The sequence below is a fragment of the Streptomyces sp. NPDC057445 genome (genome assembly GCF_042802855.1).
Classification (GTDB): Bacteria; Actinomycetota; Actinomycetes; order Streptomycetales; family Streptomycetaceae; genus Streptomyces.
On the sequence record NZ_JBHVDH010000013.1, the window covers coordinates 22,628 to 46,712 of the forward strand.

Annotated in this window: 21 protein-coding genes and 1 pseudogene; 11 read left to right on the forward strand and 11 right to left on the reverse strand. The window is 70.2% G+C overall.

What is annotated here, in order from left to right:
• Positions 1 to 57 precede the first annotated feature (57 nt).
• The 4 genes from ACFU5O_RS24675 to ACFU5O_RS24690 all read left to right on the forward strand — a co-directional run bounded on the left by ACFU5O_RS24675 (position 58) and on the right by ACFU5O_RS24690 (position 2,671).
• Entirely contained in the window at positions 58 to 276 is a 219-nt protein-coding gene (locus ACFU5O_RS24675; RefSeq protein WP_384243934.1) for an MbtH family protein, read from the forward strand.
• 87 nt (positions 277 to 363) lie between these two features.
• Positions 364 to 1,689, forward strand: a complete 1,326-nt coding sequence (locus ACFU5O_RS24680; RefSeq protein WP_384243935.1) for an MFS transporter — start codon at positions 364 to 366, stop codon at positions 1,687 to 1,689.
• A 120-nt stretch (positions 1,690 to 1,809) separates the two neighbouring features.
• On the forward strand, positions 1,810 to 2,292 hold the full coding sequence (locus tag ACFU5O_RS24685) for a hypothetical protein (protein WP_384243936.1): 483 nt from the start codon (positions 1,810 to 1,812) through the stop codon (positions 2,290 to 2,292).
• 184 nt (positions 2,293 to 2,476) lie between these two features.
• The gene (locus ACFU5O_RS24690; RefSeq protein ID WP_384243937.1) at positions 2,477 to 2,671 is read left to right on the forward strand and encodes a hypothetical protein; all 195 of its coding nucleotides are present in this window, start codon (positions 2,477 to 2,479) and stop codon (positions 2,669 to 2,671) included.
• Positions 2,672 to 2,763: 92 nt separating this feature from the next.
• On the opposite strand, the gene ACFU5O_RS24695 is transcribed toward ACFU5O_RS24690, so the two are convergent.
• Positions 2,764 to 2,997 carry a response regulator transcription factor gene (locus ACFU5O_RS24695; protein WP_384243939.1) on the reverse strand — a complete coding sequence of 78 codons (234 nt, stop codon included), beginning with the start codon at positions 2,995 to 2,997 and terminating at the stop codon, positions 2,764 to 2,766.
• A 268-nt stretch (positions 2,998 to 3,265) separates the two neighbouring features.
• Here ACFU5O_RS24695 and ACFU5O_RS24700 point away from each other — a divergent pair, with 268 nt between their 5' ends.
• Positions 3,266 to 4,279 carry a LuxR C-terminal-related transcriptional regulator gene (locus tag ACFU5O_RS24700; protein ID WP_384243940.1) on the forward strand — a complete coding sequence of 338 codons (1,014 nt, stop codon included), beginning with the start codon at positions 3,266 to 3,268 and terminating at the stop codon, positions 4,277 to 4,279.
• 65 nt (positions 4,280 to 4,344) lie between these two features.
• Here the strand turns inward: ACFU5O_RS24700 and ACFU5O_RS24705 are convergent, their stop codons facing one another.
• Together ACFU5O_RS24705 and ACFU5O_RS24710 are read right to left on the reverse strand one after the other, a co-directional pair.
• On the reverse strand, positions 4,345 to 5,445 hold the full coding sequence (locus ACFU5O_RS24705) for a mechanosensitive ion channel family protein (protein WP_384243941.1): 1,101 nt from the start codon (positions 5,443 to 5,445) through the stop codon (positions 4,345 to 4,347).
• A gap of 299 nt (positions 5,446 to 5,744) precedes the next feature.
• Complete coding sequence (locus ACFU5O_RS24710; protein WP_384243942.1) at positions 5,745 to 5,891, reverse strand: hypothetical protein; 147 nt, start codon at positions 5,889 to 5,891, stop codon at positions 5,745 to 5,747.
• Positions 5,892 to 6,123: 232 nt separating this feature from the next.
• Between ACFU5O_RS24710 and ACFU5O_RS24715 the strand changes: the two genes are divergently transcribed.
• Entirely contained in the window at positions 6,124 to 6,789 is a 666-nt protein-coding gene (locus tag ACFU5O_RS24715; protein ID WP_384243943.1) for an ArsR/SmtB family transcription factor, read from the forward strand.
• Positions 6,786 to 8,126 carry an MFS transporter gene (locus ACFU5O_RS24720; RefSeq protein ID WP_384243944.1) on the forward strand — a complete coding sequence of 447 codons (1,341 nt, stop codon included), beginning with the start codon at positions 6,786 to 6,788 and terminating at the stop codon, positions 8,124 to 8,126. The genes ACFU5O_RS24715 and ACFU5O_RS24720 overlap by 4 nt, the downstream gene beginning before the upstream one ends.
• Positions 8,127 to 8,585: 459 nt before the next feature.
• Here the strand turns inward: ACFU5O_RS24720 and ACFU5O_RS24725 are convergent, their stop codons facing one another.
• Positions 8,586 to 9,620, reverse strand: a complete 1,035-nt coding sequence (locus ACFU5O_RS24725) for a glycosyltransferase family 2 protein (RefSeq protein WP_384243945.1) — start codon at positions 9,618 to 9,620, stop codon at positions 8,586 to 8,588.
• A gap of 340 nt (positions 9,621 to 9,960) precedes the next feature.
• Between ACFU5O_RS24725 and ACFU5O_RS24730 the strand changes: the two genes are divergently transcribed.
• A complete protein-coding gene (locus ACFU5O_RS24730; RefSeq protein ID WP_384243946.1) occupies positions 9,961 to 10,668 on the forward strand; it encodes a peptidylprolyl isomerase in 708 nt (235 codons plus the stop codon).
• A 60-nt stretch (positions 10,669 to 10,728) separates the two neighbouring features.
• On the opposite strand, the gene ACFU5O_RS24735 is transcribed toward ACFU5O_RS24730, so the two are convergent.
• Entirely contained in the window at positions 10,729 to 12,168 is a 1,440-nt protein-coding gene (locus ACFU5O_RS24735) for a DUF2079 domain-containing protein (RefSeq protein ID WP_384243948.1), read from the reverse strand.
• Between the two features lie 608 nt (positions 12,169 to 12,776).
• Between ACFU5O_RS24735 and ACFU5O_RS24740 the strand changes: the two genes are divergently transcribed.
• Together ACFU5O_RS24740 and ACFU5O_RS24745 are read left to right on the forward strand one after the other, a co-directional pair.
• Complete coding sequence (locus ACFU5O_RS24740) at positions 12,777 to 13,652, forward strand: universal stress protein (RefSeq protein WP_384243950.1); 876 nt, start codon at positions 12,777 to 12,779, stop codon at positions 13,650 to 13,652.
• The gene (locus tag ACFU5O_RS24745) at positions 13,649 to 13,903 is read left to right on the forward strand and encodes a hypothetical protein (protein WP_384243952.1); all 255 of its coding nucleotides are present in this window, start codon (positions 13,649 to 13,651) and stop codon (positions 13,901 to 13,903) included. Before ACFU5O_RS24740 ends, ACFU5O_RS24745 begins: the two co-directional genes overlap by 4 nt.
• 4 nt (positions 13,904 to 13,907) lie before the next feature.
• Here the strand turns inward: ACFU5O_RS24745 and ACFU5O_RS24750 are convergent, their stop codons facing one another.
• The 6 genes and pseudogenes from ACFU5O_RS24750 to ACFU5O_RS24775 all read right to left on the reverse strand — a co-directional run bounded on the left by ACFU5O_RS24750 (position 13,908) and on the right by ACFU5O_RS24775 (position 22,921).
• On the reverse strand, positions 13,908 to 17,825 hold the full coding sequence (locus ACFU5O_RS24750) for a helix-turn-helix domain-containing protein (RefSeq protein WP_384243954.1): 3,918 nt from the start codon (positions 17,823 to 17,825) through the stop codon (positions 13,908 to 13,910).
• A gap of 270 nt (positions 17,826 to 18,095) precedes the next feature.
• Positions 18,096 to 19,604, reverse strand: coding sequence for an NlpC/P60 family protein (locus ACFU5O_RS24755; RefSeq protein WP_384243955.1), 1,509 nt, complete (start codon positions 19,602 to 19,604; stop codon positions 18,096 to 18,098).
• Between the two features lie 255 nt (positions 19,605 to 19,859).
• The gene (locus tag ACFU5O_RS24760) at positions 19,860 to 20,369 is read right to left on the reverse strand and encodes a hypothetical protein (protein WP_384243957.1); all 510 of its coding nucleotides are present in this window, start codon (positions 20,367 to 20,369) and stop codon (positions 19,860 to 19,862) included.
• A 34-nt stretch (positions 20,370 to 20,403) separates the two neighbouring features.
• Complete coding sequence (locus ACFU5O_RS24765; protein ID WP_384244096.1) at positions 20,404 to 20,859, reverse strand: hypothetical protein; 456 nt, start codon at positions 20,857 to 20,859, stop codon at positions 20,404 to 20,406.
• Positions 20,860 to 21,450: 591 nt separating this feature from the next.
• Positions 21,451 to 21,525, reverse strand: a pseudogene (locus tag ACFU5O_RS24770) (DUF2867 domain-containing protein); the annotation flags it as partial.
• 376 nt (positions 21,526 to 21,901) lie between these two features.
• Positions 21,902 to 22,921: a zinc-dependent alcohol dehydrogenase family protein gene (locus tag ACFU5O_RS24775; protein ID WP_384243959.1), complete on the reverse strand. Its 1,020-nt coding sequence runs from the start codon at positions 22,919 to 22,921 to the stop codon at positions 21,902 to 21,904.
• 308 nt (positions 22,922 to 23,229) lie between these two features.
• Here ACFU5O_RS24775 and ACFU5O_RS24780 point away from each other — a divergent pair, with 308 nt between their 5' ends.
• Positions 23,230 to 24,024 carry an HAD-IIA family hydrolase gene (locus tag ACFU5O_RS24780; protein WP_384243960.1) on the forward strand — a complete coding sequence of 265 codons (795 nt, stop codon included), beginning with the start codon at positions 23,230 to 23,232 and terminating at the stop codon, positions 24,022 to 24,024.
• The last annotated feature ends 61 nt before the right edge of the window (positions 24,025 to 24,085 follow it).

Here is a 24,085-nt window from a genome sequence, read left to right on the forward strand (position 1 = left end):
TCCGTCCGCAGTCCGATTTCCTCCCGTTTCCCTCACCACGAAGAAGGAGTCATCACCATGAACAACGCGCCGACGCAGCAGGCCCAGCCCGAGCGGCAGTGGACCGTTGTGCTCAACGACGAGGAGCAGTACTCCCTTTGGGACGCCGACCGTCCCGTTCCGGCGGGCTGGCGCGAGGCCGGCGTCCGCGGCGGCAAGGAGGAGTGCCTGGCCCACATCGAGCAGGTGTGGACCGACATGCGCCCTCGCAGCCTCCGGCTGAGCATGGCCGGCTGACCCGTCGGCCGTCAGCTGTCCGCCGCCCGGCCCCCCGTACGACGGGGTGCCGGGCGGCCCGCCGATTGCCGGAGGAGGCAAGACCGAATGAAGGATCATCCGTCGCCGGCCGGTGCACACGCACCGCCGCGGGCGCAGAGGCGGCGTACGCCGCTGCTCACCCTGGTCACCGTGTCCGGCATCTCGTCGCTCGGGACGTCCATGACCCTGCTCGCGGTGCCCTGGTTCGTGCTCCAGAACACCGGCAGCGGCACCAGCACCGGGCTGGTCGCGGCCGCCGAGAGCCTGGGCCTGCTGTGCTCGGCGGTGCTCGCCGGTCCCGTCGTCGACCGTCTGCCCGCCCGCGCCACGAGCGTGGCCGCCGACGCCGTCACCGCCCTGGCCATCGGCATCATTCCGCTGCTGCACGCGACCGTCGGGCTGCCGCTGCCGGCACTGATCGCGGCGGTGTTCGTCGTGGGCGCCGCCCGGGGACCGGCCGACACGGCCAAGCAAGTACTGCTGGCCGACGCCATGCGGGCGGCAGACGTCACCAACGAGCGAGGGACGAGCGCGGTGGAAGGCGTGCGCAGGATCGGCTTCATGGCGGGTGCGCCGCTGGCCGGACTGCTCGTCGCCACGGCAGGGCCGGTGCGAACCCTGTGCGCGGACATGACGGCGCTGCTCGTCTCTGCCGTGCTGGTGGTCATCCTGGTGCCCAGAGCGGCCCCGGTGTCCGAAAACACCCAGGAGACCTCGTACCGCCGCGAACTGCGCGAAGGCTGGCAGCAGTTGCGCAGCGACCGGCTCCTCGGCGCGATGACCGCCGTCCTGATGGTGACCAACGCCCTGGACGGGGCGCTCAACGGGGTGCTCTATCCCGCCTACGGCAGCAGGGTCCTGCACAGCAGCGCGCTTCTCGGAGCCGTGATCACCGCGATCGGCGCGGGGGCGCTCCTCGGTTCGGTGCTGCACGGCTGGGCCGGCCACCGCTGGCCGCGGCGCGCGGTGTTCGTGGGAGGCTTCGTGCTGGTCGGTGGAGTGCGCTGTGCCATGCTCGCCGCCGAGCCGTCGCCGCCGGTGCTGCTCGCCGTCCTCGCTGTTTCCGGCCTCGGTTCGGGCATCGTCGGGCCGCTGATGATGTCCGTCGCGTACGAAAGGGTGCCGGAGCGTCTGCGGGGCCGTATCTTCGGTCTGCTGGTCGCCGGCGCCTTGGCTGCCACACCGCTGGGCATGCTCACCGCAGGGATCCTGCTGGACCGCCTCGGTCTGACATCGGCGCTGCTCGCAACGGGCGCCGTGTACCTGGGAGTCACGCTCGCGCCGCTGGTCTTCCCGGTATGGGGGCAGCTCGACGCCGGTCGGCGCGAACCTCGTGCCGTCGGCGCCGCGGTCCCGGCAGGGGAACCGAACGCCGCGGCACCGGTGCCGTAGCGCGAGGGGGCACGGCCGTGGTGCCCGCCGCACCGTCCTTCGGTCATCGCACAACGCCAACGGCCCCGGGAACCGGCCCGGGGCCCCCACCGACCCGGGCAGGGGGCGCAAGGAGTCGCAGTGACAGCAGAAACACCCTCCGACGGAGGGCACGAGGCATTCCTCAGGGACGTGGCCCTGTGCGTGTCGACATACCGGGGGCGCACCCCCGCGATGGTCTGGCCGGAGGGGGAGGGGACGGCCCTCGCCCGCATCGGCTCCCGCCCGGCCGACGGCGGGCGGGTGGAAGAGGCGGACGAACTCGCGGCAGACCTGGGCGGATTGATCGGTCTGCCGGTGAGTGCCGGGCTGCGGCACCTGCGCGCCTGGCATGAGGAGGACGAGTCGCTGTGCGACCGGGATGTGCTGCTGATGCCGGTGCGAGGTTCGCTGAACTGCCGGATCTGGCCCTGCCGCACGGAGAAGGAGCCCGTACCGGACGGCCAGGACCTGCGTCTTCGGGGCGGCAGCGTGCTCTATCTGCCACGAGGGGCCAGGTACAGCACGAGGACGGGCCGCTCGGCGGCGGTGCTGCTCAGCTTCCACCTGGGCGGTGACGGCTGAATCGTCGATTCCGGTGACTCCGGCCTGGATTGTGCTGGTTCATCCGTCGCTCACTTTGCTGCCGAGCAGCTTGGTGAACGGCCCACGCGTGGTGGCACGGGGTGCCGGATCGCCAGGATGGACGAGTCAACAGCGACCCGCGCCGTACGGGGTCCGCAATCGCATTGCCTTCTGGAGACATCGCATGAAGCTCGGCCGACTCACCGTCATCAGTGTCATGGCGCCAGCCATGGTCCTGTCCCTCTCCGCCGCCGTTCCGGCGTTAGCCGAGGCGCCTTCCGCCCACGTCGTCGCGGGTGGTCCGATCAAGCCGGGCGACAGCGGCTGGGGTGGCGGCGTCATCATCAGCCGGGTTCAGCCGCCCGCTGCAGAGAGCTGATTGCCTGCCATTTCGTTTTCGCTGCAACGACACGCCGGCCGGTCCGCGGCGCCCCTGAACGGGGCACCCGGACCGGCCGGCTGCTTTTCGTCCTACTGCAGTCCGCCCCGCCCCGGCTCGAGCGTCATGGCGAGTACGGCGAGCTGGGTGCGGTTCGCCGTGCCTGTCTTGGCGCGGATACGGCGGACATAGGTGTCGACGGTGTGCGGGCTCAAGCCCATCCGACGGGCGATCGAGGTATAGGTGAGGCCGTCCACGACGTGGTGGAGCACCTCCCGTTCACGTGCCGTCAGGCTGGCCCCGGTGTCCAGGACGGTCTGTTCCATGGCTGCGGACTCACTCCTTCAGAACTTCGCCGCGGGTTCCCCCTGGTGGCGCGGCGGTTCGGTTCGCAGGCTCCCCGCGCATACGGTGACTCTTCATCGGCTGTGTCACCTGCTCGCTGCCTGAAGCGGGGCCTCCGTCAACCGAATTGTTTCCGGTTGCCCCCTCAGCCTCTCCGATAATCAGGGGCAGAGTCCGCAATCCGACCGTCACCAAGCTGCCAGGCAGCAACGAGAGCGAAGGGCGAACAGAGGCATAGTGGACACCTCAGTGCCGATATCCCCTCAGCCGGTCCTCGGCGAGCACGAACTGGCCCTGTACGGCTGGGTGCTGGAACACCGGAGCACCGACGCCGACCGGGCCTCCGTCGACCTCGCGCTGCCACCGGAAACGGTCACCCGAGCGCTCGGGCACCTGGTCCAGCTCAGGCTGATACGGGTCGATTCCGAGGATCCGGTCCGTGCGCGCGCCGTGGACCCGGATGCCGTCGCGACGCGCCTCACCACCCCACTCAAGGAGTCGATCCGCAGCCATCAGAACGCGCTGGAGCGCATCCAGAACGACATCGAGCAGCTGCGGGAGCGCTTCCTGCGCCGCACTGCACCCGAACCGGCCCGTTCCGCGCTGGAGGTGATCCCCAGCGTCGACGAGGTACGGGCCGCGCTCAACCGCGAATCCGCCGAGTGCCGCGAGGAGATGCTCACCAGCCAGCCCGGTGGCAACCGGGTCCCGGCCGTCCTCGAAGAGGCGCTCGCCCGCGACCACGCCCTGCTCTCCCGCGGCGTCAGGATGCGCACCCTCTACCACCACACGGCCCGCTTCAACGGCCCGAGCCAGGCGTACGTCGCCGCCGCGACCGCACTCGGTGCCGAGTACCGCACCGCTCACGAACTGTTCGGTCGGCTCATCCTGTTCGACCGCAAAGTGGCGTTCATTCCGGAACGCGAGGACACCTGGGGGGCCGTGGTGATCCGCGAACCCTCCGTCGTGGCCTACCTCCACGAGGTGTTCGAGCAGGCCTGGAACCGCGCCACGCCCTTCTCCGACGCCGGACACGACGGCCTGGAACGCGTAGCCAAGGAGATCGACCGCACGATCGTCCGACTGCTCGCCCAGGGGCTGAAGGACGAGACCATCGGCCGTCGTCTCGGCATGTCCTTGCGCACCACACGCCGCCATGTCGCCGACATCATGGAAGCCCTCGGGGCCGAGAGCCGCTTCCAGGCGGGCATCCTCCTGGCAAGGGCCGAATGGCTGCACGACGACGAGCAAGAACGAAGATGAACCTCGCCCGGGCGGCAGGCGCGCCGTGACACGACATGTGTATGGCGCGCCCGCCCAGGCCCCCGTCACACAGGCGGGCCCAGATGCATCGGTGCTGTCACCTGCTCCGTGGCGGAGCGCTGGTGCGGAATCGGCAGCTCTCCCTGCTGGACGGCGACGGTCCGGGTCGGGGCGGGGATGCTGATGCCCTCGGAGCGGTAACGCTGGTGAAGCCGCTTGATGAACTCGTGCTTGATCCGGTACTGGTCACTGAACTCGCCGACGCCCAGGACGACCGTGAGCCCGATCCTGGAATCGCCGAACGTGTGGAAACGGATCGCCGGTTCATGGTCGGGTACACCGCCGTCGATGTCCTCCATCACGCTCTCCACGACCTCGGTGGTGACCCGTTCGACATGGTCCAGGTCGCTGTCGTAGCCGACTCCCACCTGGACGTTGAGCGTCATCTGCTGCTCCGGCCGGTGGTAGTTGGTCATGTTGGTACCGGAGAGCTTCGTGTTGGGGATGATCACGAGGTTGTTGGAGATGTGACGCACCACCGTGTTGCGCCAGTTGATGTCGACGACATACCCCTCCTCACCACTGCTCAGCCGGATGTAGTCACCGGGCTGCACCGTTCTGGAGGCGAGGATGTGCACCCCTGCGAAGAGGTTCGCCAGGGTGTCCTGCAGCGCCAGGGCGACTGCCAGCCCTCCCACACCCAGCGCGGTGAGCAGCGGGGCGATGGAGATGCCCACGGTTTCCAGCACGACGAGGAAACCCATGGCCAGGACCACGACGCGCGAGATGTTCACGAATATGGTGGCCGACCCGGCGACACCGGACCTGGAGTTGGCCAGGGCCTGTACGAGCCCGGCGACGATCCTCGCCGCCGTCAGGGTCGCGGCCATGATGAGCACGGCGCTGAGCGTCATGTTGACATTGCGTCCCACCCCGGGGTTCAGCGGCAGCACCGACGCCGCGACCGCCGCGCCGCCGGTGATCGCGGCCCAGGGGATCAGGGCCCGCAGCGCGTCGACGATGATGTCGTCTCCGCTCCAGCGGGTCCTGCCGGCCCGTACGCCGAGCCACTTGAGGATCACGCGCAGCAGGAGCGCGGCCGCGATGCCCGCGGCAACCGAGATACCGGCGACGATCAGGTCGTGCAGTGTGAGGTCCCTGTTCACCGTCCCCCTCCGGTGCCACCGGGAAGGGCGCGGGCGGCGGCGGTCGCCGCCTGGAGCCGGATGTGATGTCTCGTCACCTTGCCACCTGTGCATTCTGGGAGTGCCGTTGAGCCGTCGCGTCGGCCCAGGACCCGTCACTGTGTCCGACTCGACGCGACCAGCCATCCTGCCCCACGCGGCGGTCCGTACCTTTGGCGGGCCCCACCCGGCGGGAGGCACTGGGACGACGCGCGTCCCCCGTCGGGATCGGTACTTGGGGTGCCGGTAAGAACCGTGTCACCAGCCGCAAGCGGCGGTGATCAATCCTCGGACCTGGCAGGTCGGTGCAGCCCCGGCGCATTGGTCGCCTCGTTGAGTGCGAGGCGACCGCCCTTCAGCTCGGGCACATAGTTGTAGATCGTGTTCCTGGAGACGCCGAAAGAGCTTCGCGATCGAGGCTGCTGCACCTGCCAGATCGTACAGAAAAGGGTGCTCCTCAAGTTCTTGAGCACATCGACTTTCTGACAGCGTTTTATGGGCATGATCCGGTGCCGATCCAGCCGCGCGCCGCCACTTATCGATCTTGCTCATCAATCGGTCGATAGATGAGCAGCGGTATCGTATGGGCCACTGAAACCCCAAAGAGTTCTTCGCGAAGATCTCTTTGCGAAGAACTCTTTGCGGTCTAGAGTGTGCGATATGACTGAAACAAGTGCGGGGCCTGATGGTCTGAACGCCGATGCGGACGCGGTCGTTCTGGATGCCAAGGGGCTGCGTGCCCTGGCGCACCCGGTGCGCGTGCAGTTGGTCGGGCTGCTCCGGAAGTACGGCCCGTCGACGGCTACACGCCTCGCGGAGCGGCTCGGCGTGAACTCCGGCACGGCCAGCTACCACCTGCGCCAGCTCGGCGCGGCCGGTTTTGTCGAGGAGGACACGGACCGCGGCAACGCGCGAGAGCGCTGGTGGCGTTCGTTGCATCAGATGACGGAGCTCAACGACCCGGAGCTGGCCGAGCGAGAGCCCGAGGCCGCCCTGGCCTACCTGCAGTCCGTCGCCGCCACCTACACCCTTCGTACACAGCGGGCAGTCAACGAGCTTCAGACGATGCCCCGTGCGTGGCGGGGCACCTTTGAGATGAGCGACTGGGCCTTGCGGCTCACGCCTGAGGAGACCGCCGCCCTGCGCCAGGAGTTGCTGGCGGTCGTCGCCCGCTACCGGAGAGATACACCGGAGGCGGCAGCGAAAGCCCCGGAGGGAGCCGAGCGGGTCGCCGTCATCACGCACCTCTTTCCGGAACTGGATACGCCCGCCGCGTCGGAGGTGCAGTCCGGTCCTGAGACTGTGACACGAACGGAGACGTCGTGACGGAACATCTCCGAGGTGCCGACGGCATACCCAACAGGCGGTCCTTACGGCCGCTGAGCGGGGTGCTGGCGGCCATGGCCGTGTCACTGACCGGTACTCGGATCTCGGCCGTGGCACTGCCTTGGTTCGTGCTCGTCACGACGGGCAGCGCCACCCAGACCGGGCTGGTCGCCTTCTTCCAGATGGCTCCTTACGTGCTGGTCAAGGCGTTCACCGGCCCACTGGTGGACCGGATCGGCCCGCGGGCCGTTTCCTGGACCACGGATCTGGTCAGCGCGGCCGCCGCTGCTGTGGTTCCCCTGTTCCAGGCCCTGCACCTGCTCTCTTTTCCGCTCCTGCTGGCCCTGGTCGCGGCGATCGGTGCCGCCCGCGGCCCTGGCGACCTGGCCAAGGAAGTCATGGTCCCTGAAGCGGCTGAGCACGGCGGGATGCCGCTGGAGCGAGCCACCGGTCTGTCGGGCGTGACCGAACGGCTCGCCTCCACCATCGGCCCGGCGGCCGGCGGATCCCTGGTGGCGCTCCTCGGACCTCTGACCGGACTGGCCGTCAACGCAGGCTGCTTTGCTCTCGGATCGGTGATCATCGCACTGGCGCTGCCTCGCGGCATGGGGCATGCAGCGGAGGAAGCCTCATCGCGGACCGGGGAGACGGAGCCGGGATACTGGCGGCGATTCGGCGAGGGCTTCACCTTCCTGCGTACCGAGCCGTTGCTGCTCACCGTCATCGTCATGGTGGGGATCACCAACCTGCTGGACGCGGCGTTCAACGCGGTACTCATGCCGGTCTGGGCCAGAGAGTCCGGCAACGGGCCGACTGCGATCGGCCTCATGGGCAGCGCAATGGGAGCCGCGGCGGTTGCCGGGAGCCTGATCGCCGCAGTGGCCGCGCACCGGCTGCGGCGCAGGATGGTGTTCTTCACCGGGTTTCTGTTGGCCGGGGCGCCGAGATTCCTGATCCTCGCCTTCGACGCCCCGCTGGGAGCGGTACTGGCCGTCTTCGCTGTCAGTGGGTTCGGTGCAGGCTTCCTCAACCCGGTGATCGGGGCCGTCCTCCTCGAACGGGTGCCGCGCCGGATGCTGGGCCGGGTCAACGCGCTCGGTGACTCGGTGGCATGGGCAGGTATCCCTTTCGGTGGACTGGCCGCCGGGGCGGCGGTGGCGTCCGTCGGACTTGTGCCGGTACTGCTCGCGTGTGGAGCCGCGTACTTCCTCACCACGAACTTGGCAGGGCTGCGGCCGGAGTGGCGCGAGATGGACCCTCTGAGAGGTGGAAGAGGTGTCCTGAAGCGGCGCCCCGAGGGAGACGCTCCACGAAACAGCGCGGATGTCACGACATGACGCATACGGGAGGAGGGAACCATCTGGTTCCCTCCTCCCTCCCACAGCTCCTCCAGACGTCCCCCACGCCTCACGCGCGCTGCCCTGTCGGCTGCTGGCCGGCGACGTCCGGGGGCCGGAACATTGGCCGCTGCAAGGTCGAGACGGGCGCCCAACTCAGCCGCGAGGAGATCAGGGCGGTCAGTGACGCCTCGGCCGCCCGCAGAGCGGCCGCCACGATCCGGTCGCACCGGCCCGGCGTGGGCGGCGCGTACGGCCCAGGACTCACCCACACGGGTGACGCCCACGAAAGATCACCGCCGTTTGCGGCTGGTGACAGCGTTCTTGCCGGCACCCCTACTTCCAGTTGCCGGCAGTGATCAACGGTCGGCCCGGTCCGGAGAGTCCGGAGGACATCGCGGAGGGCTGCCCGGTGCGGTGAGCCCCGGGCAGCTCGGACGTCTGTCGGTGACGTGGCGTTCATGGCTCCGGCCGGACCGGTGCGGCGGCCGCGGGGGACAGGCCCGACGTGACTGCCGTGCGGATACGGTCGCGGGGCACGGGGGAGCGCGGGCTCTCGGAGCGGAGCGCCGGCGACTCCTCGGTCTCGCGCACGACGTAGTGCGGTCGCCGCTTCGACTCGTGGTAGATCCGGCCCACGTACTCGCCGATGACACCGAGCGTGGCGAGCTGGATCCCGCCGAGGGCGACGATGGCGGTGATCAGGGTCGCGTAGCCAGGGGTGTCGACACCGTCCAGTACGGCGTTGGCGACGATCCACAGCGCGTAGACGAGCGCGGACAGGAAGAGCCACAGGCCGGTGTGGATCGCGAGACGCAGCGGGCGGCTGTTGAAGGAGAGCAGGCCGTCGATGCCGTAGTCGAGCAGCCGTCGGCTGCCCCACTTGGAACGGCCCGCTGCCCGGCGCACATTGCGGTAGGGGAAGCTGACCGTGTCGAAACCGATCCAGGAGAACAGCCCCTTGGAGAAGCGTTTGCTTTCCGGGAGCGAGAGCACGGCGTCCACCGCGCGGCGGGACAGCAGCCGGAAGTCACCGGCCCCGTCGATCACCCCGACGTCCATGAAGTGGCGTACGAGGCGGTAGTAGCCGCGGCTGAGCATCGTGCGCAGGGCGCTCTCGCCGGTGCGGTCGCGCCGGGCGATCACCTGGTCGTGACCGTGCCGGTGCAGTTCCAGCATGCGGGGGATGAGCTCGGGGGGATGCTGCAGGTCGGCGTCCATGAGGACGACCACGGCGCCGCGGGACATCCGCATTCCGGCGAGCATGGCGGCCTCTTTGCCGAAGTTGCGGCTGAAGGAGGTGTAGCGCACCTGGGAATCGGCCGCGGCCAGGTCCCGCAGGTGCTCGACGGTTTCGTCGCCGCTGCCGTCGTCGACGTAACAGATCTCGTACTCTTCCCCGGTCCGCTCCAGCGCGCTGGTGAGGGCGGAGTGGAAGGTGCCGATCACCTCGCTCTCGTCGAAACAGGGAACGACGACCGAAATCACTGGCATTGCGTCAGTGGACCATGCGAAGTGGCCGCGAACTGCCGTACGCGGCCCTTGCTGTCCGGTGGCACCCCCCTATGGCGTATTGATCGGCTTTTCCTTACGAGGCGGACCGGGCAGGGTGTCGGGCGGGAATCTCCGCTCTGTCGACGGAATTGTTCCCGTGGAACTTCCGGGCCCAGAAGCCGACTTCGCGGGCCGCTCGGTCGGTGCGCGAACGGCGTGTGTCGGCCCGAACGATCCAAAGAGGCCTGGATACGCTCTCCTTGTCGCGTCATCCATGAAATCTCACAGCAATGGGGCTCGAATGTCCGTCAGGAACCTGCAAGGAAAACTGAATACCGTCATGAAGGGCGGCGGACGCGTGATGAGGGCGGCGAAGGCGACACTCGCGGTCACCGCCGTCTGCTCGGGGCTGGCCTGGACGGCGGTCTCCCTGACCAGTGAAAGTGTCGATTCGAAGCCACCGACCCGATGCTCCTACACACCTACGCACGGCAAGAAGACCGTCGGGGTGCCCACGTACGACGCCGCCGCAGCGGCCCGGCCGTACACGGCGAAAGTGGTCACCAACATGGGCAGCGTCACCTTCAAGGCGCTGACACATAATGCGCCTTGCGCCACCAACTCGTTCTCCTTCCTTGCCGGGAAGGGGTATTACGACAACAGCAAGTGTCACCGGGTCAGTACCCGGATGATTTTCGTATTGCAGTGCGGGGATCCTGCAGGAAAGGGCTCGGCCGATCCGGGATACTTCTTCGGGGACGAGAATCTCGACGGAGCCGTCTACCCGGCCGGTACGGTGGCCCTGGCCCCGGCGACTCGAGGCAGGAACAGCAGCCAGTTCTTCATCAGCTACGCCGACCCCACGATGCGTATGCCGGCCAACTGGACCCCGTTCGGGAAGGTGGTCAGCGGGATGGACGTACTGAAGGCGATCGCCAAGAACGGGACTTCGGACGGATCGCCCAACGCAATGCCCAAGAAGCCCGTCGTCATCAAGTCGGTGACGGTTCGGCAGGAGGCGGCAGCCGGCCCGCGCCAGGCCGGCTGATGACATCGAGCGGGGTGCCGGCCGGTCCAGGCCGGCACCCCGTCGAATTCCGGACGTGAATCAGCTGCGGCGTTGGAGCAGAACGTAGCCGTCCTCGTTGGCCACCAGGCTGTATCCATGGGAGCGGGCTTCGTCCAGGGCCATCCTCTCTTGAAGTGGATTGAGTGGCCATCGCTCGTGCTGCGGTACCGTGCCGTCGACCATGATCCACTCAGGCCGGGGACGGCTGGTGGGCCAGCCGTGGAGGCTGACGCTGGTCCGGCCGGTGAGCTGGGGGACGAGCTTGTTGGACGCCTGGACAGTGGCGCCGTCGGGAATACGGTCCATCAGTTTGTGGGCGACGGCGATGCGGGGATCGGTCCGCCAGGTGGCCGGCTGGACCAGTTGCCAGAAGGGAGACTGCGGAAGAAGCAGAAATGTGATCGCGGCACAGCCCGCCAGACAACGGCGCAGGCTGCTTCGACTCGAGCGCCGTCGGACCAACGCATCGATGAAAGCCGCGAAGACGATCGGCATCAGCACCAGCGAGTAGTGGTAGCTGGTTCCCCAGTGAGATGCGTTGCTCGAGGCGAAACGCCACAGCAGAGTCGGTAGTGCGATCCACATGAGGGGGGAGCGCATGGCGAGGAACAGGGTGGGTGCCAGCACGAGCAGAAGAGTCGTGACCTTGGTCTGGGGAGTGATGAGACCAATGGTGCTCTTGTGCAGCAGATCCCCCAACCCGCCACCACCTCCCGGGCTGTCCAGCCAGAACGTATAGGCGTAGGAACCGGTGGGACTGAAGGCCGGCAGTACGACGAGCATGGCCAGCAGCGCTCCGGCCACACCGGATGCGGCGGTGATGATCCCGAGTCTGCGGTCGCCGCGCAGGGCGATGATGACGCCGATCGCGATCACCGTGAGCCCGAGATCCTCCTTCACCAGGAGCAGGGGCAGAGCCCAGCAAGCCGCTGCCCGGAACCGGTTGTTCGCGAGTGCTGTCAGGGAGAATGCGAGGAGGGGAACGGCGAATGCCACTTCGTGGAAGTCGAAACCGACCGCGCTCGCGATGCCCCAGGAAAGGCCGTAGCAGATGCCGATCACGACGGCGGCGAGGGAGCCGAGCGACCGGCGCGCCCACAGGGCCAGCGGCATCACGCTTGCCGCGATCAGCAGCGCCTGCGTCACGAGCAGTACCTTCGGTGATGACCACAGCGCATACAGCGGGGCCACAAGAACCAGGACGGGAGAGAAGTGATCTCCCAGAATGGGAAAGTCCGGTCCCTTCACTTCGGATACCGGCAAATGGCCGTCCGCGTAGGAGCGGATGGCCTGTTCAAAGATTCCCAGGTCGAAGCTGTTGGAGAGCATCCTTTCGTGAATGCGCAGGGACAACACCGTGTACGTGAAGAACAGCGCTCCCGCCAGGGCCCAGATCCACCATGCGACCTCGGATCGACTTCCGCCGGACGGCTCCTGTGCCGTCTCTGCGTCGAAAGCTGGTTTGTCCGGTGGGTGCACCGTGGTGGTGAGTACTTGCATGACTCTGCCTTCCAGAAGCCTAGGCTGAAGCCCTCAAGATGCCAGCAAGCACCGGGACTTGACCTTGAGCTGCCTTCTGTGTGGTCAGAATCCTCCGAATGGCCGCACACCTGACGGCGGCGCCAACCCATTGATCATTTCAGAAGGAGATCGGGTGCCGGCCGCCGGCTCCTTTCGTTTGGATCAGGTGGATCAGGCCGGGATCGGTGAGCGGGGTCCGGCGCCAGGGCACGCGAGCCCGGCCGCCGGCTCCGCGAACCCGCCCGCGATCATTTGTCAGACACTCCCCGGCGACGGCGGTGGGCCCGCCGTCGCCGGAACCGCCCCGGCCCCCGGCGGCGACACGGCGGAGCGTCCGGGCGAGAGGCATTCGCCGGAGCCGACCCGGAGGGTGTCCCGCCCTCCTGCACGGCTGTGGCCGGACGGCGCGCCGGTGAGTTCCCGGGACGTGGGCTCCGGTTACTCCCTGGCCACCGGCGCCGTGGGCCGAACGCCCCACGAGGCCGGATCGCCGCTCGCGGATTCGGCCCCCGGGTGCGACGGTGACGGAGTGAGGCTCCGGCGGGCGAAGAAGGGCGGTGTGGACGATGGAGCGGCCCCTGGTCGTGGGAATCGACGGTTCCGACTCCAGCCTCGAAGCGGTGGACTGGGCCGTGGACGAGGCGGCACTCCACGGCCTTCCGGTGCGCCTCGTGTACGCGTCCAGATGGGAGCGGTACGAGGGTGCCCTGCCGTTGGACGATTCCGACCGCCCCTCGGAACAGGAACTGATCGACGCGCTCGTCCGGGCCGCGGTGGGGCGCGCCCGCCGCCGCAACCCCGATATCGGGCTCACCACGGAGGTGCTCGCGGAGGACACGGCGATCGCGCTGGTGAACGAGAGCCTCCACGCCGCGATGGTGGTCCTCGGATCGCACGGCAGGGGAGGACTCACGGGCCTGCTGCTGGGATCGGTGTCGCTGGGTGTGGCGGCGCGTGCGCACTGCCCGGTGGTCGTGGTGCGAGGGGACACGACAGGGCGGGACAGCACCCATCGGCGCGTCCTGCTGGGTGTCGCCGACGCGGGTGAAGGGTCGAGCGCCACCCGGTTCGCCTTCCGGGAGGCCGTTGCACGCGGCTGTGAACTGGACGCGGTCCGGGCGTGGCGCCGTACCGTGGGCGAGGCTGTCGGGCACCCACGGGCGGCAGGCGGACCGGGCCGCTACCACATGGAGGCGGCGGCTGCCCAGGTCGACGAGGCCGTGGCGGAATGGGCGAAGGAGTACCCGGAGGTCCCGCTGCGCCGCTCCGCCGTCGAGGGTTCGGCTCACAAGGTGCTGGTCATGCGCAGTGCGGCGGCGGACCTCATGGTCGTAGGTGCTCGCCGCAGGCAGGGCCACTTCGGTCTCCAGCTCGGCAGAGTGGCGCACGCGGTGCTTCACCACAGTGAGTGCCCGGTCGCCGTGGTGCCTCAGCCGGCATGACGCGGCACGGATCCGGAACCGCTGCCGCTGTTCGGGTGACGGCGCCTGTTCTTCGGAGCACCCGCGCGAGACCGGCGTCCCTGCGCCGGGACCCGCGCGCCCTCTTTGCCCACCACCGCGCGGGCCACCCGAACCTGCACGTCCGCGGCAGCACGGAGCACGGGACGACCACGACCCCGTTCGACATGGCCGTCAGCAGCTACCGCTACCGCTACCGCCTGACGGTCTCTCGTCCGCCCCACGTCTCGTGACGGCTCAGAAGGCTCCGCACGGGCCCGGATAGTCGTACAAGGGAAGGACCCTCTGCCAGTGCCGACGGTCGGCGGGCCCCGCGACGCGGCAGAGGCCGGCACTGCGGCGGCGTACGTCCGGCTCCCACAGCCGGATGGCGCCGTCGTTGCCCGCGCTGGCCACCGTGCGCCCGTCCGGGCTGAACGCCACGCCCCATACGGCTTGGCGGTGTCCGGTGAGGGTGGCGACCAGCCGGTGCCGCTGCGGATCCCACAGCCTGACGGTGCGGTCGTTGCCGCTGGTGGCAAGGGCGCGTCCGTCCGGGCTGAATGCCACTCCCCGCACCGATCCGGCGTGTGCACGGAGCACGGCTGACGACCGGGCCCGCGGCACGTCCCACAGCCTGACGGTGCCGTCGTTGCCCGCGCTGGCCATCGCGCGTCCGTCCGGGCTGAACGCCACGCCCCGTACCGATCCGTCATGCCCGTCCAGCACGGCCCGGGGCAGCCCCCGTGACACGTCCCAGAGGCGCAGCGAGAGGTCGTCACTGCCGCTGGCGAGCGTCCGCCCGTCCCAGCTGAAGGCGAGGCAGTTGACGAAGTCGGTGTGCCCGGTGAGCACGTGGGCCGCAGTCGCTCCCGGTCGCCCCGACGCGGACATGCGCCAGAGCCGGACCGTGCGGTCGGCGCCCGCCGAGGCGAGCCACCGTCCGTCGGGGCTGAACGCGACGGCGAAGACCGCGCCGCCATGGCCGGTGAGCGCGGCCCTGACCTGACGGGTACGCAGATCCCACAGCCGTGCCGTGCGGTCGGCGCCGGCGGACGCCAGCCACCGTCCGTCCGGGCTGAACACCACGTCGTACACCGCACCGCCGTGGCCGCTGAGGGCCGGCGTCTGAGTGCGGCTCGCCACGTCCCAGATCCGGACGGAACCGTCGGCCCCGGCGGAGGCGAGCCACCGGCCGTCAGGGCTGAAGGCGGGCTTCCACACCTCGGCGAAAGGGTAGGAACCGAGGGCGCTGCGGCCGAGGTCCCACAGCGCCACCGTCCGGTCGAAGCCGGCGGTCGCGAGCCGCTGGCCGCGTGGCGCCACCGCGACGGCCATCACGTAGTCGGTGTGGCCGGCAAGGCTGTCGATCAGCCGGTGGGTGCGGGTGTCCCACCGGCGGACGGTGCCGTCGCCGCCTGCCGACACCACGGTACGACCGCCGGTACCGAAGCCGAGCCCGTTGACGTCGTCGTCGTGCCCGGTGAGCGTCGCGGACAAGCGCCGGGTGGCGACGTCCCGCAACCGCACGGTGCGGTCCGCGCCGCCAGAGGCGAGCCACCGCCCGTCGGGGCTGAACGCGACGGCGAGGACATCGCCGCTGTGACCGGTGAGCACGGCCGTGATCCGACGGGCGCGCGGATCCCACAGCCGGACGGTTCGGTCGGCGCCGCCGGTGGCGACCGCACGCCCGTCCGGGCGGAAGGCCAGCGTGAGAACTGCGTCGGTGTGTCCGGTGAGGACGGCGGTCTGGCGGCGGGTGCGGGTGTCCCAGAGCCGGACGGTGCCGTCGGCACCCGCCGATCCCAGCGTCCTGCCGTCGGGAGAGAAGGCCACGGCCCGCACCGGGCCCCGGTGGCCGGTCAGCACGGCCGTCGTCCGGCGGTTGCGCACGGACCACAGCCGCACGGTGGCATCCGAACTCGCCGACGCCACCGTGCGGCCGTCGGGCGAGAACACCACAGAGCGGACGGGGGCTCGGTGTCCCGTGAGCACGGCTTTGCCGGACCGGGCCGCGGTGTCCCAGAGCCGTACGGTGCGGTCCGAGCCGGCCGACGCCAGCAGCCGCGCGTCCGGCGAGTACACCAGGGAGTTGACCGGGCCCCCGTGACCGGTGAGCCGACCGGCGAAGGCATTGGCCTGGGTGCTCAGCAGCGCCCCGCGTGCCTCCGTGGTGGGCGCGGTGCGGTAGGCGGCGTCGGCGAGCAGCATCGACGCCTCAGGATGGCCCGCGGCCAGTTCTGCCGAGTGGGCGGCCATGGCCTGCGACAGAGCCGTGCGGCGCTGCTCGTCGGCGGCGAACCACTGCTGGAACGCGAGACCACAGGCCACTACGGCCACCACCAGCAGAGCCGCGAGCACAGCCAGCAATCTGCGCTGCCGACGCGCCCGGCGCCGCCCGAGCTGCCGCCCTCGGTCCTCCTGCGACCAGGCCCTGTGCAGGAAGCGGGCCTCCGCGGCGCTCAGTTCACCGCCGCGACCGTCGGCGCCCGCCCACTCCCGGGCGGCCGCCAGCCGCGTGCCCCGGTACAGGAGGGCCGGGTCCCGGCCTTCCCGTTCCCATTCTGCGGCGGCCGCGGTGAGCTGTTGGTGCATCAGCAGCCCGGCGCGGTCGGCGTGGATCCAGCCGCGCAGCCGTGGCCAAGCACGGAGCAGGGCTTCATGGGCGATCTCGACGTACTCGGCGCCGACCGTCAGCAGACGCGCCGCGACGAAGGTGTCGAGTGCGGCGCGAGCGGCGGCCTGGTCCGGCAGGCCGTCGAGGAGCGCCGAGGCGCCGCTCGGGCGCCGGGACGGTTCGTCGTCCTCACCGACCCGCACCAGCCGCAGGAGAAGCCGGCGGGCCGCGTCCTGTTCGGCTGCGGCCAGGGCTGTGTAGAGGGTCTCCGCCGTGGTGGCGACCGAGCCATGGATGCCGCCGGCGGCGAGGTAGCCGTCCACCGTCATGGTGAGTCCGCTTCGCCGGCGCCAGGTGGACATCAGGGCGTGGGCGAGCAGCGGCAGCGTTCCGGGGCTCCCGGCGCGGCCCGTTCCTTCCCCGCCTCCTGCGTACCCGTTTCCGTTCCCGTCTCGGGAGCTTGCCCCCGAGCTGCCGAGGCCATCCGTGCCGTCGTTCGCTCCCAGGTCCCGCAGGAGGATCTCCACGAGCCCCGGCTCCAGCTCGCTGCCGGACTCCTCGGCCGGCCGGACGATGCAGGCGCGCAGTTCGTCGCAGCTCATCGCGCCGAGCGCGAACAGACCGTCGCTGAAGACCGGCACCAGCGGCGGATGTTCCAGACAGCGCCCCGCGTGGTCCGCGCGCACACCGAGCACAACGGCCGCGGCCGCCTGCGGCCCCTCACCGGGGCCGGCGAGCGCGGAGAGCGCGCCGATGAAGGACCGCCGCTCCGCCTCGTCGTCGCAGAGGGTGAAGGTCTCCTCGAACTGGTCGACGACGATCACGCACGGCACACCGGCGCCGTCACCGCCCGGTCGTGACGGGCCGCCGGCGGCCATGGAGCGCAGCGCCGTGACGATCGCGGTGGCGCGGACGGGAGGCGGGCCGTCGTCGGGGACGCCGCCGAAGGCGTCGTCCGGCAGGGCGTCACGCAGGGCCCGGACCAGGGAGGCCAGCGGGCGCCCGGTGGGGGTGCACAGCGCGACGGGTAGGTGGCCGGCTGCGCCCGCCCCCAGGGCACCTCCCGCCACGGCCGCGATGAGACCGGCCTTGAGCAGCGAGGACTTGCCGGCACCGGAGGGGCCGACGACCGCCAGCGGCCCTTCGCCGATCCGTGCCGAGAGACGTTCGACGAGGGCGGCCAGGGCCCGTTCGCGTCCGAAGAACCACCGGGTGTCGTCCGTGCCGAACGCGGTGAGTCCGGGATAGGGGCAGCTCGGCGTGTCGATGTCACCGCGCTGAGCGGGCAACGGCGTCGTATTGGGCGGCGGCAGCAGCGCGAGCAGTGCGCCGTCCGCGTCCAGAGCCTCGTCGCAACGGCGGGCGACATCGCGGTTCACCGGCTTCCCGCCCGTCTCGATCTTGCTCAGATAGCCCTTGCTGTAGTGCGTACGGCGGGCCAGGTCCGACAGCGACAGGCCCCGTGCCAGCCGCAGTTCGCGCAGCGCGGCTCCGAACCGCCCGGCGTGCGGCTGCTGCGCGCCGGTCCGCTTCGCCTGCCCGCCTCGACTCCGGTCCATCTACACCCTTCACGGCGTGCGGCGCTCGACGGCGCAGTCCCCTTGGGCCGACCGATTTCACCGGTGTGTCCCTTCGCCGCGTCAGGCGCGGGCGGACCGAGTGTGGTTCCCGGAGAAGGAGCGGCGTGACCGGCTTCACAACGACCGTGCTCTCAACCGGGTTACGGGGCGCATTCCGTGGGCCCGGCCTTGCGCCGGGCGCACGACGACCCCCGCGGTCCGGACGGGCCGCGGGGGTCGGGGAGTCGGGAGTGCCGGCGAACCAGCGGATCAGATGGCGCCCGGAGCGCCGCAGCTGCGGACGCCCGCCAGCCAGGCGTCGCCCTGCACGTAGATGTTGGTGATCCATCCCTGGTACTGGGGGAGGTACGACCAGGCAGTGTTCGTATGGCCCTCGGCCGTCACCTGCTCGGCGTGCTTCTGACAGGAGACCGCCACCCTGGTGGGACCGGACAGCCTCGCCACCACGGCCGAACCCATCGACGGATCGCTGTGGATCGCGACGCCCGTGCCCCAGGTGCTGTACGGGCTGGCGCCGGCCGGCGTGGAGGTGCCCTTGCCGTCGCAGGCCGGGACGCCGGCCGGCCAGGCGTCGCCCTTCAGGTAGATGTTGGTGATCCAGCCGCCGTACTGCGGCAGATAGGACCACGCGTCGTTGGTGTACCCCTCGGACGTCACGGTCTCTGCGCGTGTCTGGCAGCTGACGGTGACAGACGTCGGGCCGGACAGCCGTGCCACCGTCGTACCGGTGGTCGTGGACGGCTGGGAACGGATCGCGACCCCGGATCCCCACGTGCTGTACGGCCCGCCCTGGGTGACGTCCCCGGTGCCGCCCGCCCCGATATCCGGGTCGTGGTCGGCGCCCGTGCAGGTGGGGACCTCCGGCAGCCAGGCCGGGCCCCTGAGGTAGATGTTGCTGATCCAGCCCCCGCGGTTGGACAGATAGGTCCAGGCGCTGTTGGTGTAGCCCTCGGCCGTCACCCGGTCCGCGTGCTGCTGGCACTTGGCGTACACCGGATCGGACCCGGACAGGCGGGTGACCACGGCGGCCGACCGGTTGGGATGCCGGCGCACCGCGACGTCGGTGCCCCAGGTCACCTGGAGCGTGCCGTCGTGGCCCGGTGGCTCGGTGAAGGGGCTGCCCTGGTGCATGCGTACGGCCCCCACCAGCCTGTTGTTGCTCGTACGGGAGTTCATGTCGATGACGCGGATCGGGCGCTGCGACTGATACGCCTCGACGACATGTCCGGAGCCCAGGTAGAGCATCACATGGCTGATCTTGTCCACGGTGCCGCCGACAGCCGTGAAGACCAGGTCTCCGGGCTCCAGATTCTCGACACCCGGCTTGCCCCCGCCGTTGCCCTGGATCCTCTCGTAAGCCCTGTGCCCGGCGTTCAGATACATGGTCCTGGCGGTCTCGTTGCCGAGGATGTCGAGGCCGAGGGCCTTGTACCAGGCCCAGCGCACGAATCCGGAGCAGTCGAACCCGCGGGTCTTCGGATCGTTCCAGGTCTCCTCGAGGTTGCCGAGGTCGAGGGTGCCGTAGCTGACGCCCGGAGCCGGGCCGTGACCACCACCCCAGGTGTAGAGCGTGCGGCTCCGCCACTCGGCGCAGGCGGCGCTCACCGCACGGTGGGCCCCTTCGGAGCCGATGCCCTGGAGGCTGCACCAGTTCTGCTCCCCGGTTCCGGCCGCGTGGGAAGCGGCCGGGGCCAGGGCGAGAAGGAGGGCTGTCACCAGTGCGGTGACCAGCCCTCTTCCCAGGAGTCTTTCCCTCATACGAGGTTCCCCCTTCGCGGCGCGTGGCGCCGCGTCACGGACGGCGTTCGTTCGCGCCGTCCCGGTCGTGTACGGCCGTGTCGCACGGGCGCACCCGGACGACGGCCCCGCTCGTTCCCGGCTCCCTCCTCGAGGGATCGGCCCTCGGGGGCCGGCGGCACCACAGTGCCGCCCCCGTGTCCCCACAACCAGGGGTTTCCCGTCGCCTCCTGCCGGATCGGCCGGGAAACCCCTGGCTGCGCAATCATCACGGCCTCAGCCGCGCCAGATCTTGATGTAGGTGACCGCGTCGTTGAGCGTGCCGCCGACGTAGGGCACGCTGCCGGTGAAGGAGCCGTTGCCTCTGGGGCCGGACAGATACGACTTGTTGCAGCCGCCATGGACGAGAAAGGACGAAAGCCGGCTGGACCACCAGCTGTTCGGGCGGAAGCTGTAGCCCGCCGAGTCGCAGGGGCCGGCGCTTCCGTAGATGTGGGTGTAGGCACCGCCGTAGTCGGCGTGCTCCGCCCAGGTCATCAGCTGTGTCTCGGCCGCTGCAGTGGGCAAGGCCGCCCTGGCGCGGGCGGCGGAGTCCGGTCCGGTGAAGCATCTGCGGGAGACGACCTTGGAGACGGTCTCCCCGGGCTTGACCTTGTCGACCACGACGGAGCAGTGGGTTTCGGAGGCGGCGCCGCCGGTGGTGCCGGTCGTGGCCAGGGCGGGCGTGCCCAGAGCCGCCAGGAATGCGGCGGACGCGAGCACGAGCGAGGTACGGGACAGGTTCACGGATTCCTCCAGGTGGTGCGTGCGGGGCGGGTTCCTACCACCAGCCGGTGCAGTGAATGCCGGAGCGGGTGGAGCCGCAGGCGCGGAACTTGTGGTGGGGGTTGGTGCTGGTGCGCTGGGCGGCACTCGTCTTGTTCTCACCGTTGCGGGACGTGAAGGGTCCGCACTGCAGCCAGTGCGCCCCGCCGTCCGAACTGACATCCATCCAGACCTGGTTGCCCGGCTGTACGTCACCGGCGATCCGGGCCCAGCCCCGCTGCACACCACGGATGTTCCCGTACTGCAGGCTGATGTTGATTCCTTCGCCATGGAGGGTGACCTGGCGGGCGGCGGTGTCGTACGCCTCGTCGGAGATGTCGACGAAGCCGTTGCGACCGCCCTCACAGTCCGACGCGGCGGCCCGGGCGGTGCCTGCCGGACCGGCGAAGGCCAGGCCGCAACTGATCAGCAGAGCGGCCGCGGCCGCGTGGATGCGCTTGAGGATGCTCACGAACGTTCTTCCTCCGTGGGGTCGGTGGTCCGGGTCGCCGGATGCACGGCACACGACGGTGCGGCTCGGACGGGCCGGACGGGTCCGCCGGTGCGTCCCGCGGAGTTGTCGCGATTGCCCGGCGACCTCCACGCTGTCGCCTGGGGAGCGGCGCGACCAGGGGTTTCCCGGGGTTTCCCGTTGCCCGTCGCAACGGGAAACCCCGGACCGGCCGGGAAGGTCCGACCGTGTTCCGGCGCCAGGCCGACAGGGCGGTGCGCCGTGGGAGTCCCACTGAGCGCCGTACGGCCTGAAGCGATCCGGGGGAGTGCGCTGACCGGACTCCCGCACCCGGGACGGCAGTGACCGTGAGCGGGGCCCGCGGAGTGGGAACGAGCGCAGGGCTGCGGCAGGCGCTGCGGCAGGCGAGAGCCGACGGGGATTTCGTGCTCTGCGCGACGGCGGCCCCGCACGGTTCGCCGACCGGTCACGACACGCCGCCGCGCTCGCCCAACTCGCCTGCCAGTTGCGCCCGATCGCCCGAACCGTCTGCTGGTACACCCCCAGGTACCGGAAGGGCTTGATGCCGGCCATGTACAGCGAGCCGAGCAGCCCGTTCGGCTTCACCAGGACGGCCATCTGGCCGCGGTAGCCACCGGCCCTGTCCGGGACCCAGCCGATGTGCATCACCGCGTGCACGGTCCGGTTGGCCGACTCTGCCGCCCACTCCTCGTGTGTCCGATTAGACGGAGGTGAACGGAACCGCTGGGAGGTCCGGCCCCCGGACACCGTCGCGGAGGTCCTCCGGCAACCGGTCCCGGAGCGTCCGCACCCGGGAGCCGATGCCGGAGTCGGGCTTGTCCCAGCCGAGCGGTTCCCCGAGCTTCCAACGCACCGCGAAGAGGAAGCGCGGCAACGGGGAGGAGACGTGTGACGCGTGTGCGGTGTCGCTGTTCGTGCCGGACGTGGACCGCTGGTTCTTTCGGCGGACCGTTCCTGTGGGCAGCCCTTCCGCCGCGACTCCCCGCGGCAGGCGTCCCGGCGACGCACCGGCAGTGGTTGCTCATCCGTTGACGAGCACGGCGACGCCGGTGACCTGACCGGTCGCCAGGTCGATCAGTGCCTGGTCGGCCTGCCGCATCGGGTATCGCGTCACCCGGACGACGGGGCGCAGACGGGCCACATCGGCGAGGAAGGCACGGCCGTCCTCGCGGGTGTTGGCGGTGACGCTGCGTACGGTCCGCTCCTGGAACAGGTGCCGTTCGTAGTCGAGTTGCGGTATGGCACTCAGGTGGATCCCCGCGATGGCGAGCGTGCCGCCCCGGTCCAGGGCCTCGAGCGCCGCCGGGACCAGGCTCCCGGCCGGTGCGAAGAGGATCGCGGAATCCAGTGGGCAAGGGGGCGCGTCGGCTCCGGCGGACGCCGCTCCGAGCTCAAGTGCCAGCCCCTGCGCCCGTGGTGAGCGGGTGACGACATGAACGCCGGCACCCCCGGCGACGGCGAGCTGGGCCGTCAGATGTGCGGAGGCTCCGAAGCCGTAGATGCCCAGCCGGCCGCCCGGCGGCAGGTCCGCCCGCTGAAGGGCCCGGTAGCCGATGATGCCCGCGCACAGCAGGGGCGCCGCGTCCTCGTCGCTCCACCCTTCCGGGAGGCGGTAGACGTAACGGGCATCCACGAGGATGTGGTCGGCGAATCCACCATGGATGTCCCAGCCCGTGTAACGGGATTCCGGGCACAGGTTCTCCCGCCCGGAGCGGCAGTAGCGGCACCGGCCGCAGGTTCCGGCCAGCCATGCGGCCCCGACCCGGTCACCCACGCCGTGGTCCCTGACGGAAGGCCCGGCGGCGATCACCTCGCCGACCACCTCGTGGCCGGGTGTACAGCGGGGTCTGCGGGGCGGCAGATCGCCCTCGGCCAGATGCAGATCCGTGCGGCACACCCCGCACGCGCGGACGCGCAGCAGCAGCTCGTACGGGCCGGGAAGGTCCGTCGTTCGCTCCACGAGCCGCAGCGGTCCCGAAGCGATCGGGGCCGGGCGCTCCACCACCCAGGCGGACGTCTCCACACCGTTCGCAGGCGCCATCACGGCCTCCTCCGTCCCTGATCAGCGCTCCTGTCCGCCCGCAGGAGCGAATTCCCCTGCCTATACGGGCATAAGATCTGCCACTACCCCTGTCAAGGCGGGGGCATATGCGCCCATACGCGCTGTGGGACATCGTGGTCCGTGAGTGACGAGTCACGCCCCGGGCGAGTCCGGGCGGCGTGCCCTGGAGGCATGTACGCGGCGGCGTCCACAGCGAGGGCCCCGGGGCGCCTGACCGTCCGGACCACGCCTGTACGCAGCGCCCGGCGCTGCCGCGTCCCGCCGCGGTCCCCGGGTACGGTCACCCCATGGAACAGGTCAGCGCCGTCCTGCTCGACATCGACGGTGTGCTCACGGTCTCCTGGAAGCCGCTGCCGGGCGCCGTGGAGGCGGTCGGGCGATTGCGGGACGCGGGCACTCCGCTCGCGCTGCTGACCAACACCACGTCCCGGACGCGGGCCTCCATCGCGACGGTCCTGGCCCGGGCGGGCTTCCCCGTCACCGCCGATGACATCTTCACCGCTCCCGCCGTGACCGCCGCCCATCTCACCGAGCACTTTCCCGGGGCACGATGCCTGCTGATCAACAGCGGCGACATCCACGAGGACTTCGAGGGGGTCGCCCTCGTGGACCCCGATGGCGACGTCGCCCCGGACGTGGTCGTCGTCGGAGGCGCAGGACCGGAGTTCGGTTACGAGGCGCTCAACCGCGCGTTCGCCCACCTCCAGAAAGGCGCCCGACTCGTCGCGATGCACCGCAATCTCTACTGGCGTACGGAAGTGGGGCTTCAGCTCGACACCGGCGCCTTCCTTCTCGGACTGGAACGCGCGGCCCGCGTCGAGGCCGAAGTCACCGGCAAGCCCGCCGCACCCTTCTTCGCCGCCGCCCTGGCCCATCTCGGCGTCGATGCCTCGCGGACGCTGATGGTGGGCGACGACATCGAGTCCGATGTGCTCGCCGCCCAGCGGAACGGGCTCACCGGCGTTCTCGTCAGGACCGGCAAGTACCAGCCCGAGACGCACCGCGCGGCCACCGGCACCCCGGACCACGTTCTGGATTCCGTCGCCGACCTGTCTGCCCTCGTCGAGCGCCTCGGCCGCTGACCGCGGCCCGTCCCCGACCATGCCCCGGAGCGGGTCACGCGGTGGTGACCGGCCGGCTCGC